Raw genomic sequence first — 15395 nt, 5'->3', positions numbered from 1 at the left:
TTAAGTAATTAATTTTCATTATTATAAAAAACTAGTAGAGGGAGTGGTTTAACTTCAATAATTCGTAAAAACAATAAATAAAAACATGTTTTTGCAGTGTAATCATGAAATTAACTTTCATGAAATAACATCAAAGTTAATTAAAAATACAAAAATTAGAGCAGATAATATGGCTTTTGAACGACATACTAACGGTTTGGATAAATAAAGGCGTTCTTCGTAAAAAACTGTTCGACTTGTTGCTTATCTAATTCTACATTCACTTCCGACAACCAAGTACAAGCCGAATGAACATCGGACAAAAATGCGAACTCTAGTTCAGCTTCTTCATAAGCGGGCACCAATTGACTTTTTATCGTATTGGCTATTTCTGAGTCAAAGATCACGACAGCCAATGCTTTCAATCCCATAGACTTTCTGATTAGTGTATGTTTTACAAATGCTTTATACGTAGAGGGCGGCATTAGGCTCTCGCCATACAGGCAACTGAGGGTACCCCAAGGCTTTAACAAATTTAACTGCGCGATACGGTCTCCCATTTCTTTCGCACCACGTTTCATGGTTTCGTCATTCCAAGGCCCACGGGCTGAGAACATAATAGTTTGCTGGGAACGATCAACGACATATTCACCATGCTCATTCGCATGTTTCATTGTTACAACCTCTAATCAAACAAGCAATAAACCTAGCTAATGCAACAAAAGGCAGTCTAAAATTTCTAAGCTTATCAATAATCAACTGAACACTTAAATACACAGATACTCTTAAATGCCTGCATGTGCACCTGTTTTATTAGCACACTAGGTTGTTCAGACCATCTCTCATATCGGGTATCAAGCATGATTTTCCACCCCATATTAGCTGCCAAACTGGGTAAATGAAAACGAACGTCATGGTCACTGGCGTTAAATATTAATAACCAATGTTCGTGGTGTGATATCTCTGCCCCCTGAGGCCCACATAGCTCAACTGCAAATGCTTGGTTATTATGATTTTGCCAATCGTACTCTAATTTCCGCTCCCCATCTGGTCGATACCAATTGATTTTTTCAACGTTATGCCCCAACGAATAACCGTCATCCTCTAGATTCAGATGGTTCAGGATCGGACTGCTCTTACGCAGAGAAATAGCCTGTTGACAAAAGGTTAAAAAATCTTGCTTTTGTTGATTTAAAGACCAGTCAAACCAACTTATTTCATTGTCTTGGCAATAAGCATTATTATTACCTTGCTGCGTACGACTGATTTCGTCACCTCCGAGTATATGAGGGATCCCTTGCGACAACATTAAAGTAGCAAACAAGTTTCTCTTTTGCCGTTCGCGCATAGAGAGTATTTTTATATCCGTGGATGGTCCTTCTACACCATAATTAGCTGAAACGTTGTGACCATGTCCATCTCGATTTTGTTCACCATTTGCTTCGTTGTGACGTTCAGAGTAACTAACCAAATCGTGCAACGTAAACCCGTCATGATAACTAACATTGTTGACTGAAGTCAGAATAGAACGCGCCTCTTTTGGAAATACGTCACGAGAGCCTAATAACCGCGTTGCAAAGTCACTAGTGTGTCCTTTATTGCCACGCCAAAAAGCACGCACCGTGTCGCGGTACTTGTCATTGCATTCTAACCAATTGGACGGAAATTGCCCTAATCGGTAACCGCCATGACCTATATCCCAAGGTTCGGCAATGAGCTTGGATTTGATTAACACCGGATCTTGACGAATGGTACGGAAAAAACCTGACAGCGAAGAAAATTCATATGGGTCACGACCTAAACTAGCGGCTAAATCAAAACGAAAACCATCCACCCCCATTTCAGAAGTCCAGTAACGCAGTGCATCCATAACCATTTTTAGAACATAAGGAAAAGCAGTATTCACACTGTTGCCACAGCCTGAGTTATTTACATATTTGTTATAATCGACCGCTCCATATTCATTGCGGTCAAACAAATAAAATGAAGAATTATCAAACCCTTTAAACGATAGTAAAGGTCCTACTACATCCCCTTCAGCAGTGTGGTTAAACACTACATCCAAAATCACTTCGAGACCTGATTCATGCAACGTATTGACCATTGATTTGAATTCAGCCACGCCGTCTTCGACAGCATACCTCGGCTCTGGGCAAAAATAGTTTATGGGGTTATATCCCCAATAATTGGTCAACCCCTTATTGGTAATATAAGGCTCTGGCATAAATGCCGCCACTGGCATCAACTGAATGGTAGTCACCCCCAAGGACTTTAAGTGGCTAATCACTGCAGGATGACAGACTCCCAAAAACTTACCTTTATATTGATCAGGCACGTCTGGATGCAACTGCGTTAACCCCTTAACATGAGCTTCGTAAATGACAGTTTGATCCAAGGGAATGTCAGGTTTTGCAGAATCCTGAACCTTAGATTCTAGGTTTTGCACAATCCCTTTAGGGATCATATGCTGGCTATCACCTTCATACTGAGTTTTGTTCCAAACTGCGGGTCTACTTAATGCTTTAGCGTATGGATCAATGAGTAACTTTTGGTAGTCAAATTTCTGCCCCATATGTACATGGTTTTCACCAATAACCCGATACCCATACAATTGACCCGCTTGGATATTATCAAGCCAACAATGCCAGATTTTCCCTGTTTTAGCGGGCATACTTATCACCGCTAACTGTTCCTCGGTATCCTTTTTGAATAGACACAATTCAACACCATCAGCGCTTGGACAATGCACAGCAAAATTACAACCTCCTTCGGAAATTGTGGCACCTAGAGGATGTGGTTGCCCATCTGAAACAACTATATTGGACATATATCAGCCCTTAAATAAAATAAATAAACAAGCTAACGGAGGAAGATTAATACTGACTGAATGGGGCTGCCCGTTCCATGACTCAGGTGCTGAAGCCATTTTTTTACTCGCCTTGTATGCACTGCCCCAATATTTTTTGTCGTCAGTATTGAGTATTAACTGATAAGTACCTGCATCCTGAACACCAAGTTTAAAGTTATCATGTGGTACTGGGGTAAAATTAATCAGCACATAGATTTTTTGTTCAGCACCTGCTGACTTGCGCACGACAGACAAGATACTTTGCTCAGCATTACCATGATCAATCCATTCAAAACCTAGATTATTATGATCCAATTCGTACAAAGCCGGGTATTTGCGATACGCCTTATTTAGATCACGATATAAACTTTGTATTCCTTGGTGTTTATCAAACTCAAGTAAATGCCAATCAATCGAACTATCATGATTCCATTCCGCAGATTGGCCTATTTCATTCCCCATAAAATTAAGCTTTTTACCAGGGTGGGCATACATAAATCCTGCATAAGCCCGCAAATTTGCAGCTTGCTGCCATTCGTCTCCAGGCATTTTACGTAGTAACGACCCTTTACCATGCACCACCTCGTCATGGGAAATAGGCAATACAAAGTTTTCGTCAAAAGCGTAAACCATAGAAAAAGTGATTTCATTGTGATGATAGCGCCGATAAGACGGATCTTTAGCTATATAATGCAATGAATCGTGCATCCACCCCATATTCCATTTAAAACCAAACCCCAAACCACCCTCAAATACCGGGCGTGATACTTTTGGAAAAGAGGTAGACTCTTCGGCAATAGTGATCGCATGGGGGAACTTTTCATATACCTCTTTATTCATCCATTGCAAAAAACTAATGGCTTCATAATTGTGGTTGCCACCATCTATATTAGGGATCCATTCACCTTCTTCGCGGGAATAATCCAAGTACAACATTGATGCTACAGCATCAACCCGTAGACCATCGATATGAAACTTATCAACCCAATATAATGCATTGGCCACTAAAAATTGACGTACTGTGTCTTTTCCAAAATCATAAATGCACGAATTCCAATCTGGATGCCACCCTTTTCGTGGATCTTCGTATTCGTATACATGCGTGCCGTCAAACCTTGCCAAACCATGTCCGTCTTCAGGAAAGTGCGCTGGGACCCAGTCAATAATCACTGCAATATCGTTTTGGTGGCATTGATCCACAAAAAATTTAAAGTCATCTGGTGAACCAAAACGACTAGATGGTGCAAAGAGTCCCACAGGCTGATATCCCCACGAGCCATCAAAGGGAAACTCAGAAATAGGTAGCAGTTCAATGTGGGTATATCCCATGTCTTTAACATAAGGAATCAACTGCTCAGCTAACTCACGGTAATTCAAGTATCTTTTACCGGTATCTTCAGCGGGTCGTTTCCATGACGCCATATGCAGTTCGTAAATACTCATTGGTTGTAGGTATTTATCTTTCTTAGCCTTTTTATACCAGGCTTTATCTTGCCATTGGTACTGCTGATGATCGTAAACAACTGAGGTATGAGAAGGATATTGCTCAGCGTAAAAACCCACCGGGTCGGCTTTGTGGGGAAGCTCATTACCTGCCGCATCTTTTATTTGATATTTATATTTAGCACCTGCCTGAATGCCCGGCACAACCAACACCCAATAGCCAAAATCAGTCTTTTGCATAGGTAAACAAGAGCCATCCCAATAATTGAACTCGCCAATCAGAGAAACAGCGCTAGCATTGGGTGCAAACACGGCAAAACGAGTCGCTTGTATAGGAGCGTCTAATCCGACATCTAGTTCAACAAGTTGTGCACCTAATTGTTGATAAACATTCTGTGCACTATGGTCGATAAAGTGCACAGCATGGTAGGCTTGGTCTTGAAACTGGTAGGGGTCAATGACTTGATATTGCCCTTGCCTGTTACTCACCTCTAAAGCGTATACCGTTGGCGCTTGTTTAACTTTGCATTCACCGCGAAACAAATAACCATCAGATACTTTTTTCAAGTTTCCAATAGGCTTGCCTGTAGTTAAATCGATAACTTTAACGGCCACCGCATTGGGCAACCAAGCAGTAACAGTGAAAATACAATTTGTGGACTGAAAATGAGGACCCAGATGGGCAAAAGGAAAAGTACATTTGGCTTGCTTTAGTAAATATTCGAGCTGCATTTTTTCGCCTTAGTAAGGGTGACTCACATTAAATAGTGAGCCACTAACTGTTTTTACTTAGAGGCGAGTTTTCGAGCCTCTGTTAACTTTGCTGCAAGTGAATTTAAAGCGCTGTCAGCAAAAATGTCCTGCAAATTACGTGTTAGTTTACGTCGCCAATTAGGGTATTCGTTAAAGGTACCTGGAATATTAACTGGTTTATCCATTTCTAACCAATCTTCTAATTGTAAACTCAGCAGTTCACTCGAGCCACCCGCCATATGTAACTGCATACCAAAATTAAGTGCTTTGCTCATTGGCACGTTATGCACATCACGACCCACTTCTTCACTGACTGAATGATGACCATGTAAGGTGTCTAATATAGCCTGCTTATTCTCATGCCTACTGTTATATAATGTATTTAAAATTTCTTCTGTCGGATACAACCCCAATTCTTTACCCAACTCTAAATCATGACAATGCCAATAACCAGATAAGGTTGGCATATCGTGAGTGGTAAGAGTTGACATAGATTGTTCAGGATAGTGAGAAGGCGAGAAAAATCCACCGTCTTTAGCTTGTTCAAAAAAGAAAACTCGATAAGAATACACACCATTATCGGCCAGTTTTATTCTTATTTCCTCTGGCACTGTGCCTAAATCTTCGCCAATCACTAGACTTTGATGTCTATGGCTTTCTAATGCCAATATTGCTAACAAATCATCCACTGGATAATAGACGTAACCTCCTTGTTTCGCGCTGTCTCCTTTTGCCACCCACCACAAACGTAGTAACGCCATGACATGATCGATACGAAGCGCACCTGTAGCACGCATATTAGAATCAAATAATTCTATAATAGGCTGATACTGCTGTTGATAAAGTTTGTCAGGATCCATTGGTGGCAACCCCCAATTTTGACCCAAGGGGCCTAAAATATCTGGAGGAGCGCCAACACTGGCATCGGTACAATATAAGTCCTTATTACCCCAAATTTCTGCACTACCTTCGCTGACGCCAACGGCTAAGTCTCGGTATAAACCAATTAACATATCGTTTTGTTTCGCGACTTGATTCGCCTGCTCAAGCTGTAACGCAGCATGCCATTGCAACCACAAAAAGAATTTCACGCGCTTAGCGTGTTTCTTGGTAAAGGTTTTGACTGCTGCGTTGTGAAAATCTGAAAACTCTTTTGGAAACACCGGCCAACCCCAAGACTCTTTTCCTTGTGCAGCTAGGTTTTCTTGCAATGCATCGTATACTGCCAGAGTCTGTAAACTGTCGCCGCCGTCGTCAACAAATGCTTTGAACGCTTTGTTTAGCTTGGTATTTTTAGTTAGGTACTGACTATTTTGATATTCAAAGACTTTTTCCAAAGCTTGTAACTTCAATTTTGTCACTAATTCATAATCAACTAAATCGGCACTCCTTGCTTGCTGCAATTGACGCTGAAATTCGTCACTAGAAACCACTTCTTGAGTACTGGCTTGCAGAAATCCATCAAGGGAAGTTACATCAATATAAATAAAGTTCAACCAACGACGTGACGAGGGTCCATATGGGCTACACGCGTTTGCGTTAGCTGGGTAAAGCGCATGGATAGGGTTTAGTCCAACAAATTGCGCACCTTGACTAGCCAGTTTTTCTATCAAAAAAGACAGGTCTGAAAAGTCACCAATCCCCCAATTTTTAGCACTACGTAGACAATATAACTGAACACTCAACCCCCAGACTTTGTGACCTTGATTCAATGCCTTTGGTTTGAAACAGGATTTGGGTGCAACAATAAGTCGCATAGTGCCCAAAACATCGTCATCTATGACTAAAGACAAACGGTGATATCCCAGAGGTGGTTCAATGGGAACATCAATCAGATATTCTTGAAATTCAATTTCTTCAATATGCACCACATCTATTAGTTGACCGTCTATGGGCGTAAATCGGTATTGCAATACTTCCCCCAATTCAGTATCGACGTGTGCCACATATTCATCTGTCACTAGCTCGATTGGTAGTCGTACTCTAATCTGCAAAAGTTCGTCAGTGCGTAATACTTGCACCGGATTTAGGACAGATAACCAAACCTTATTATGATTTTCTTGCACTTGTTTGAGTAACAAATCTGAATCATTGACCTGATATCCCATAGCTGCCAATAACTTTCTTTTTGTTTCAGGCTCTATAGTAGTTGGGTTACCCCAAGCATCGTTGTAGTTAGATTCAATACCACGATATTCCACCAGTTGCTCGAGTAACGAAGATGTCATTAAAATTTAATTCCTGTTCTGTACTTTATGACTAGGGTCGACAGACCTTAAGATTTACCGTTAAACCACAGGGTAAAAATTTACAAAGGCATTTCACCATTATAGGGCGCATTGACCGGATGATTCATTATCTGCGAAAACCCTTAGTTGTTAACAATGAATACGTTTGCAATGACCATGTTGTAATTAAATAACATATATTCGCGAATATTTTGCCTTATTCAGCTATTTAGTCCATAATTTTGTAATTATATTTCAGAAGGCTGTTACCGCCTTTCTAAACTATTATTCTAGCATTGGTTAGAAAAGCTCAGAGGATTAAGACATGACAATTAAAGTAGGTATCAATGGCTTCGGCCGAATAGGTCGATTTGTATTCCGTGCAGCATGTGAACGTAACGACATTGAAATAGTGGGTATCAATGACCTATTAGATGCAGACTATATGGCATATATGCTTAAATATGACTCTACTCACGGAAAATTTAATGGCACGGTTGACGTCCAAGACGGACAATTGGTTGTAAACGGCAAAACCATTCGTGTAACCGCAGAACGCAATCCTGCAGATTTAGCTTGGGGAGCAATTGGCGCCGAAGTAGTGGTTGAATCAACAGGATTATTTCTAACAGACGAAACTGCGCGTAAACACATCGAAGCGGGTGCTAAAAAAGTGGTGCTTTCAGCTCCATCTAAAGATGCGACTCCTATGTTTGTAATGGGTGTTAACCACAGTGAATATGCTGGTCAAGATATCGTATCAAACGCATCATGTACCACTAACTGTTTGGCACCTTTAGCTAAAGTATTAAACGATAACTTCGGCATTGTTGACGGCCTAATGACAACTGTACACGCAACAACTGCGACTCAGAAAACAGTCGATAGCCCATCAGCTAAAGATTGGCGTGGCGGACGTGGTGCTTCTCAAAACATCATCCCATCGTCAACAGGCGCAGCCAAAGCAGTAGGTAAAGTGATACCTGCATTAAATGGTAAGTTAACAGGTATGGCGTTCCGCGTGCCTACTGCAGACGTATCGGTTGTTGACTTAACGGTTAACTTAGCTAAACCAGCTAGTTACGCAGAAATATGTGCAGTGATGAAAGCGGCTTCTGAAGGTGATATGCAAGGCATTATGGGTTACACCGAAGATGCAGTTGTATCACAGGACTTCATTGGCGATGTACGTACTTCAATTTTTGATGCAACAGCGGGTATCGCATTAACTGATACATTCGTAAAACTAGTTTCCTGGTATGACAATGAAATCGGATACTCAAATAAAGTATTAGATTTAGTCGCACACATCAGCAAATAAACTTCTAGCTAATGGTAACCTTAGTTAGTCTTTATTTTGACGACTAAGATATGATAGAAAGGCGACTGGCAAGGTCGCCTTTTTTGATCCTTTCGTTCAAATCACTGAGAAAAATAGAGAAATAACATGCTGTTGACTGAATCCGCAAAAATTGTAACCCGCAATAATACTCAGCTGCTACAGATTGATAATAGCTTTGCCAATGCTGAAATCTCTTTATTTGGCGGGCATATTTTAAGCTTTATTCCCAAACATGATAATCGCGAGCGTTTATGGGTCAGTGAAAAAGCTATTTTTGACGGACAAAAACCCATTCGTGGTGGGATCCCTGTTTGTTGGCCATGGTTTGGCCCTCATGCAACTAATACCAACCTCGCCGCTCACGGTTATGTGCGCACCCAAACATGGAAAATTATTGAAACCAAAGAAACCGATTCCGGCACGCATATAACCTTAGCTCCCAATTCAAGTAATGATGATGGGTTAAGCGGCACAACCCAACTCACTCTATCAATAATTGTTGGTCGACAGTTGAAGATACAATTAAGCACCACAAATATTGGTGCCGAATCGTTAACTTACAATTGCGCACTCCATAGTTATTTTGCGATATCAGATATCCATCAGTGCGAGTTACGGGGGTTGTCTGGGCAATATTCTGACAAAACTCGGGATTTCCAAATCTGTGATACACCACATCATTACAAATTTAATGAAGAAACAGACAGAGTGCATTTGCAACAACCCAAACAGCTCAGCATCATCGATGAACAAACAACAACCAATATATTATCTTCAGGTCATGACAGCATTGTGGTGTGGAACCCTTGGAAACAAAAGTCCATCAGCATGATAGATATGGCTGATAACAGCTATTTGACCATGTTGTGTGTTGAAACCGCAGTGACACAGAATCAAGAAGTGAAGGTAGGTGAAACTCATACGTTGGAACAAGTCATAATCTAGCTTGCAAGAGACCACTGACTCTAAGCGATATAAGGTATTTGAACGCGACAGTTAACAACATGTGGTTTGATTAAAATCGCTTACTATATAAGTGAGAAGCGCGGTTGCTTTTAAGAAACTCAATTGATACTAGGCTACACTAAAGAGACTTCAGGGTGTTAACTTAGCCTAGCTTGGCGCTCTATCGACCAATGAATCATTTTTATAGCTAACCGTCCTCTTTAACGTTTAATCAATCCTGTAAACACTAAATCCCCCTTAGGAGGAATTTAGTGTCGTTTTTGATAGTTAACTCATTAATGAGAAATTCGCGATGGAGTTACCGCTACAAATTCAATAGGCTTACACTAGGCCTTAAGGTCGTCATCACCCATAGTTTTGTTAGTGGTTTCACTATCTTCGTTACTGATGTCTGCGTGATCGCGTTCATCATCGATAACTGATGTAACCTCATCAATTTCGCTACTCTCTGTCTTTTCCTTAATCGAACTTGATTCAGGTGCTCCATCAGGATAATCCTTGAACGGAAATGGCATTTCGTCAGTGTTAAAGGTTAGAAACAGCGTAATTTGATAGATATAGGTACTTAAACTCTGCCCTAAAGGGAGTGTGGTTTCACTCGTTTTCCCCTTAAAAAGCACAGTGATAAACTGAAAAATAGCCACTAAAGTAACGAGCAATTTCGCCACTCCCGAAATAATGGCAAAAACCACCATGAATAGACCGCGTTTCCAAGTTTCTAAGTTAGTTAAGCTTTTTTTAGTTTTGTCGTCCATTGGATTCTCCTTTATAGAGGTTTACGAGTTGTTGATTTCAAATAAAATTCGTAGTTATAAATAACGATTGCAAGATAGCAATTTCAAAGCCAATATTTTATCCACTAAAATCAACAACTTAAAAAACTCATTAACTAAAGAAATATACGAAATACGATTTATTGAGGTAAACCACCAAATAGTGACTAAAATCACCAATCGGTTGGACTAGACTGCCATTACAGTAGGTCCTTTAGCGTTATCGTATTCGTTTTTTGTTGCGCCAAAAACAGCTCTGCAGTAGCAATCGCATCATTGAGCGCATTATGGGCAAAGTAGTTTGGTAGCGCATAAGTATGTCTTAAGGCTGAAAGTCTTAAGTTTTGGGGATCATAATCGACGTTTCTTTGCTCGAGTCTACGTTTCTCAATAGCCAAGGTATCGAGGATCATAAAAGGCGGTGAAACGCCATATAACTCTATACAAGCTTGTCTTAGAAAATGCTTCTCAATCTGTGCGTAGTGCACCAACATAACCTTACCTGCTAGTGCTCTTAACAATGTTTCAACCACCACTCGTAGCGATTTTCCTTGAGATTTTTGTAGATCTGTAATTTGATGGATCATCACATTGTGCTGTTCAAGCTGAGGCGCTATGTTGATAATTTGATGGTAACAACTACCTAATTTAATTTGCAGTTTATCGATGCTGACAAAGCCGACGCTAAGTAGTTTATCTGTCGCTGCATTAAGTCCAGTGGTCTCAAAATCCACAGACACAATAGACAGCTCAGATAACGCTGTGCCCTCATTTGGAAAGGGTACAGACAAAAAATCAAAGAGCGCCCCTTCAGGGACTTTGTTTAAGAGACGCTTTCTGCGTGCTTCGTAACCAAATAGACTCTTGAAAAACAACAATACGTCTCCTCAAATAACTGCAGATTGACGATAATCTTGCATCGCCTTAATCACCTTAAAAGCATCTTTTAAATGTTCTCTTTCTAACTTCGATATTGTTTTAGGATCAATGTAACTATCAACGGATTGCTCCTTTCGTAACTGCTCCGCTTGATGCTCTAAACGCACAGAAGTCAAAAATTCATAGGCAGCAATTAAATTTTCGGAAGAAGCTTTGGTCAGAGATTGAGTGCCTGAACATTGTGTTAACCGCTCTACAGTATTAACAGCTGCAATACCTTCACTTAGCGCGTAGATTCGAGCTAAGTCAACGATTGGGGCAATACCATTGTGTTTTAGGTCTAGTGTTTCATTGTGTTTACCATCTTGAATTAATACAAAGTCTCTGAAAAAGCCCAAAGGAGGCCTTGACCTTAAAGCGTTGGCGGTCATATGTGCAATAAATAAGGTACTACTTTGGGTTTTTACGAGCATTTTCTGACGTACTTTTTCTAGTAAACTGATGTCGCCATAAATGGTGCTTAAATCAAAAAACACACTACTATTTAGCAAAGCTTTTGCTGTGGGTTTATCAATCCAAGCATCAAAATACTGTTGCCATTTTTTCTGTGGTTGACGCCATTTTTTATTGGTGGCCATAATATCGCCGGGACAATAGATAAATCCACACTCAGCTAAACCGTCACTCACAAAGGTTGCCAGTTCTTTAAACCAGCAATCGTCTTCTGGTTTCATTGTGTCACAAATAATTAAGGCGTTATCTTGATCAGAGTGGGCAAGTTGTTCCTGTCTTGCTTGAGAGCCGGCGGCTAACCATGCATAGGGAACGGGTGCTGGACCCAACTTGTGTTCTGCCATTTCAATTAGGCGTAGTGTAAATGCCATTGTTATTGCACTGATACTTTTGCCAATATGGTCGGCATTTGCACCCAACTTTGTAAGCTTAAGTTGAAGTTTTTTCAACAATTTACTCACCCTAACTAACTCCGAAATAGAGTTAGCTTTATGAATAATACTGGTCATGTTAACAGCGTTATGCTCTTCGTTATTGACTAAGTCTGTGGTACTAACCATGCCTTCAAGCTTACCGAACTTGGTTACCGGTAGATGGTGGATATGTTTACTGGTCATAGCTATTAACGCATCGTAGGCACTACACTTTATATCAATGGTGGCAACGTCTAGCGTCATAATATCGCTTACTTGGTTAGTAATAGGCAAACCCACTGCAACACAACGTCGCCTGATATCTTTGTCAGTAATGATGCCGAGTTGCACATCACTCGAGGGTTCAAATTGAGACATTTCATCCACAACGACTAGGCAAGAAACCCCTTGGTCAGTCATCTTAATTGCAGCTTCTTGAATAGAAGCGCTAGGGGATATGGTGGTCAGTGGATAGTGATAAAAGTCAGCAACTGAAGTGTGACTTATTGAAGAAGACAAAATTGCGTCTTCACTGAGTTTCTGTTTTTTACTATGCAGTCGTTGCTCAGATGAATTTTCCAAAAACTCAACGACCTCTGGTACATCGATTAACAAAGCTTTGAGTGCGACAAAATCCAAACAATAAACTAACGCATCTTCATCAACAATAACGCTATATGGAGGCGTTGTTTCACTAGTTTTTTGACAGAAAATACTGCATATATCGCCGTCACAATACTTCCCAGTCAACTCCTCATTTGCCGCTAGGTAGCGCAATACACCTTTGCGTACCAGGTACAATTGCGGATGTGCAGTAGCCGCAGGTAATAAGTGTTCACCCGCCCTTAAATAACAAATGTCGATGTTTCTTACCACTTTTCCTAGTAAGGGGGCTGATAATAAATCAAAGGGTGGAATGCTTCCCACAAAAGCAGTAATTTCAGCCAATTCATCTTCCATATTAAGACCTTTGGTTACTTTTCTATAAGTATTATTAACTCGTATACAGCTAATTTGGGACGACTCAGCCACTAAGTCAACAGGTAAAACGTCGTATAAGACCAAGGTGGTATATCTGAAAAAAAAAAAGCTTGTTAGTGTTGACCATAGTTAAAGTTGTATATGAATTGTTAAAAGTAGTTTTTATATTTGTAACGAAGAATGCTTGACGACATATTGCGATACACACTTTTTCTCTAGAAATGAAGTTATTACAAAAACGGCGTGTGTAATAAATAAAAATAGCATGCAGTGCTAGGAGAATAATATGCAAAAGAAGACCACATATTGGCAGGAAAACCTGCGCCTAATTGCAATCTGTCTCGTCATTTGGTTTGTCGTATCATTTGGCTTTGGTTTGTTATTAGTAGAACCACTGAACGAGTTCCGTCTCGGTGGATACAAGCTCGGATTCTGGTTTGCACAGCAGGGTTCAATTTACATTTTTGTAGCCTTGATTTTTTGGTATGGCTATAAAATGAATAGTCTCGACAAAAAATACCAGTCTGAGGATGAATCATAATGGATGAACTAAAACTTTATACCTACATCGCAGTCTTTGGTACTTTCACCTTATATTTCGCTATAGCTTGGTGGGCAAGAGCAGCATCAACCAGTGATTTTTATGTGGCTGGTGGTGGCGTAACCCCCATGCAAAACGGTATGGCAATTGGTGCCGACTGGATGAGTGCCGCATCATTTATCTCTATGGCAGGTTTGATAGCCTTTTTAGGATATGGGGGATCCGTATTCTTAATGGGGTGGACCGGTGGTTATGTATTGTTAGCGATGTTGCTCGCTCCCTACATGCGTAAACACGGTAAGTTTACCGTACCAGAATTTATTTCTGATCGTTATTATTCTAAAACAGCACGCATTGTTGCCGTTGTTTGTTTAATTCTTGCATCGCTAACCTATATCATCGGTCAGATGAAAGGAGTGGGAGTGGCTTTTTCTCGCTTCTTAGAAGTCGACTATGGGCTAGGCTTAGGCATTGGTATGGCCGTCGTTTGGTTCTATGCCGTGCTGGGTGGTATGAAAGGCATTACTTATACACAAATAGCACAATACGTTGTAATGATTTTTGCTTACACCATACCTGCGGTTTTTATCTCTTTCCAACTAACCGGTAATCCCATACCGCAACTGGGCTTAGGTTCAACACTCGCTGATGGTAGTGGTATATATTTGCTTGATAAGTTGGACCTGGTTGTCACTGAATTGGGCTTTAAAGAATACACCACGAGCAACATGAACGGTTCATTAGATATGTTTGCCTATACCATGTCACTAATGATTGGTACGGCTGGTTTGCCGCACGTTATTATGCGCTTCTTCACGGTCCCCTCTGCGCAAGCAGCCCGCTCTTCGGCAGGTTATGCATTAGTTTTCATCGCACTGTTATATACAGTTGCCCCAGCTGTTGGTGCAATGGCCCGTCTTAATTTGATGAATACAATTGAGCCAACTGCCGGTCAACATTTGGAATATGAAAAGCGGCCGCAATGGTTCAAAGACTGGGAAAAAACGGGCTTATTAGAATTCGAAGATAAAAATGGTGACGGCAAAATTCAATATTCAGCTGACAAAACAACGAATGAAATGGTCAAAGTTGATAATGATATTATGGTACTAGCAAACCCTGCTATTGCGAACTTACCTAACTGGGTCATTGCATTGGTGGCTGCCGGTGGCTTAGCCGCTGCGCTATCAACTGCTGCGGGGCTATTACTGGCTATCTCGTCTTCGATTTCCCATGATTTAATGAAAGGTGTATTGACACCCGACATGTCTGAGAAAAGCGAGTTGATGGCGGGCCGTATAGTCATGACATTGGCTATTTTAGTGTCCGGTTACTTGGGGCTGCATCCGCCTGGATTTGCCGCAGGCACGGTGGCATTGGCGTTTGGATTGGCCGCAGCGTCAATATTCCCAGCACTAATGATGGGGATATTCTCTAAAAAGATGAGTGGCACGGCAGCAGTAGCTGGTATGTGTTCTGGCATAGGTATAACAATGCTTTACGTATTCCAGCACAAAGGTATTATGTTTATTCCTGGTACTTCCTTCTTAGGTGATATGGCGCCAAATTGGTTTTTTGGGATTTCACCCAATGCATTTGGTGTGGTGGGCGCATTAGTTAACTTTGGCGTAGCCTTTGTGGTACTCCAATTTACAGGCCCTGCACCAAAAAATGTGCAAGACTTGGTTGAAAACATGCGTAGCCCAGGTGGTACTGGCGCAGTCAGCCACCACTAA

General features: G+C 40.9%; 11 protein-coding genes. 4 read left to right on the top strand and 7 right to left on the bottom strand.

Annotated elements, in window-relative coordinates; translation table 11 throughout:
• Window positions 1-188: 188 nt before the first annotated feature.
• The 4 genes from ABJK37_RS13970 to malQ form a co-directional block, all read right to left on the bottom strand.
• Window positions 189-653 carry a hypothetical protein gene (locus tag ABJK37_RS13970; RefSeq protein ID WP_348354929.1) on the bottom strand — a complete coding sequence of 155 codons (465 nt, stop codon included), beginning with the start codon at window positions 651-653 and terminating at the stop codon, window positions 189-191.
• A gap of 74 nt (window positions 654-727) precedes the next feature.
• The gene (gene glgX / locus ABJK37_RS13965) at window positions 728-2806 is read right to left on the bottom strand and encodes a glycogen debranching protein GlgX (RefSeq protein WP_348354926.1); all 2079 of its coding nucleotides are present in this window, start codon (window positions 2804-2806) and stop codon (window positions 728-730) included.
• Window positions 2807-2809: 3 nt separating this feature from the next.
• Complete coding sequence (gene glgB / locus ABJK37_RS13960; protein WP_348354923.1) at window positions 2810-5002, bottom strand: 1,4-alpha-glucan branching protein GlgB; 2193 nt, start codon at window positions 5000-5002, stop codon at window positions 2810-2812.
• A gap of 53 nt (window positions 5003-5055) precedes the next feature.
• On the bottom strand, window positions 5056-7251 hold the full coding sequence (gene malQ / locus ABJK37_RS13955) for a 4-alpha-glucanotransferase (protein WP_348354920.1): 2196 nt from the start codon (window positions 7249-7251) through the stop codon (window positions 5056-5058).
• A 325-nt stretch (window positions 7252-7576) separates the two neighbouring features.
• On the opposite strand from malQ, the gene gap reads away from it, so the two are divergent.
• Complete coding sequence (gene gap, locus ABJK37_RS13950; protein WP_348354917.1) at window positions 7577-8572, top strand: type I glyceraldehyde-3-phosphate dehydrogenase; 996 nt, start codon at window positions 7577-7579, stop codon at window positions 8570-8572.
• Between the two features lie 126 nt (window positions 8573-8698).
• Window positions 8699-9538, top strand: coding sequence for a D-hexose-6-phosphate mutarotase (locus tag ABJK37_RS13945; protein WP_348354914.1), 840 nt, complete (start codon window positions 8699-8701; stop codon window positions 9536-9538).
• A 347-nt stretch (window positions 9539-9885) separates the two neighbouring features.
• Here ABJK37_RS13945 and ABJK37_RS13940 read toward each other — a convergent pair whose 3' ends face one another.
• The 3 genes from ABJK37_RS13940 to ABJK37_RS13930 form a co-directional block, all read right to left on the bottom strand.
• Window positions 9886-10314: a DUF4389 domain-containing protein gene (locus tag ABJK37_RS13940; protein WP_348354911.1), complete on the bottom strand. Its 429-nt coding sequence runs from the start codon at window positions 10312-10314 to the stop codon at window positions 9886-9888.
• Window positions 10315-10532: 218 nt separating this feature from the next.
• The gene (locus ABJK37_RS13935; protein ID WP_348354908.1) at window positions 10533-11210 is read right to left on the bottom strand and encodes an exonuclease domain-containing protein; all 678 of its coding nucleotides are present in this window, start codon (window positions 11208-11210) and stop codon (window positions 10533-10535) included.
• A gap of 9 nt (window positions 11211-11219) precedes the next feature.
• Window positions 11220-13097: a putative nucleotidyltransferase substrate binding domain-containing protein gene (locus ABJK37_RS13930; protein ID WP_348354905.1), complete on the bottom strand. Its 1878-nt coding sequence runs from the start codon at window positions 13095-13097 to the stop codon at window positions 11220-11222.
• 307 nt (window positions 13098-13404) lie between these two features.
• On the opposite strand from ABJK37_RS13930, the gene ABJK37_RS13925 reads away from it, so the two are divergent.
• Together ABJK37_RS13925 and ABJK37_RS13920 are read left to right on the top strand one after the other, a co-directional pair.
• On the top strand, window positions 13405-13659 hold the full coding sequence (locus tag ABJK37_RS13925) for a DUF4212 domain-containing protein (protein ID WP_348354902.1): 255 nt from the start codon (window positions 13405-13407) through the stop codon (window positions 13657-13659).
• The gene (locus tag ABJK37_RS13920; RefSeq protein WP_348354899.1) at window positions 13659-15395 is read left to right on the top strand and encodes a sodium:solute symporter family protein; all 1737 of its coding nucleotides are present in this window, start codon (window positions 13659-13661) and stop codon (window positions 15393-15395) included. The genes ABJK37_RS13925 and ABJK37_RS13920 overlap by 1 nt, the downstream gene beginning before the upstream one ends.

Source organism: Paraglaciecola sp. (assembly GCF_039964565.1).
Classification (GTDB): Bacteria; Pseudomonadota; Gammaproteobacteria; order Enterobacterales; family Alteromonadaceae; genus Paraglaciecola.
This window is presented reverse-complemented; position numbering and strand designations above follow the sequence as displayed.

What these genes read in the sequence shown, in the direction of transcription:
- ABJK37_RS13970 (WP_348354929.1), bottom strand. Translation starts at nt 653, where the DNA reads ATGAAACATGCGAATGAGCATGGTGAATATGTCGTTGATCGTTCCCAG.
- glgX (WP_348354926.1), bottom strand. Translation starts at nt 2,806, where the DNA reads ATGTCCAATATAGTTGTTTCAGATGGGCAACCACATCCTCTAGGTGCC.
- glgB (WP_348354923.1), bottom strand. Translation starts at nt 5,002, where the DNA reads ATGCAGCTCGAATATTTACTAAAGCAAGCCAAATGTACTTTTCCTTTT.
- malQ (WP_348354920.1), bottom strand. Translation starts at nt 7,251, where the DNA reads ATGACATCTTCGTTACTCGAGCAACTGGTGGAATATCGTGGTATTGAA.
- gap (WP_348354917.1), top strand. Translation starts at nt 7,577, where the DNA reads ATGACAATTAAAGTAGGTATCAATGGCTTCGGCCGAATAGGTCGATTT.
- ABJK37_RS13945 (WP_348354914.1), top strand. Translation starts at nt 8,699, where the DNA reads ATGCTGTTGACTGAATCCGCAAAAATTGTAACCCGCAATAATACTCAG.
- ABJK37_RS13940 (WP_348354911.1), bottom strand. Translation starts at nt 10,314, where the DNA reads ATGGACGACAAAACTAAAAAAAGCTTAACTAACTTAGAAACTTGGAAA.
- ABJK37_RS13930 (WP_348354905.1), bottom strand. Translation starts at nt 13,097, where the DNA reads ATGGAAGATGAATTGGCTGAAATTACTGCTTTTGTGGGAAGCATTCCA.
- ABJK37_RS13925 (WP_348354902.1), top strand. Translation starts at nt 13,405, where the DNA reads ATGCAAAAGAAGACCACATATTGGCAGGAAAACCTGCGCCTAATTGCA.
- ABJK37_RS13920 (WP_348354899.1), top strand. Translation starts at nt 13,659, where the DNA reads ATGGATGAACTAAAACTTTATACCTACATCGCAGTCTTTGGTACTTTC.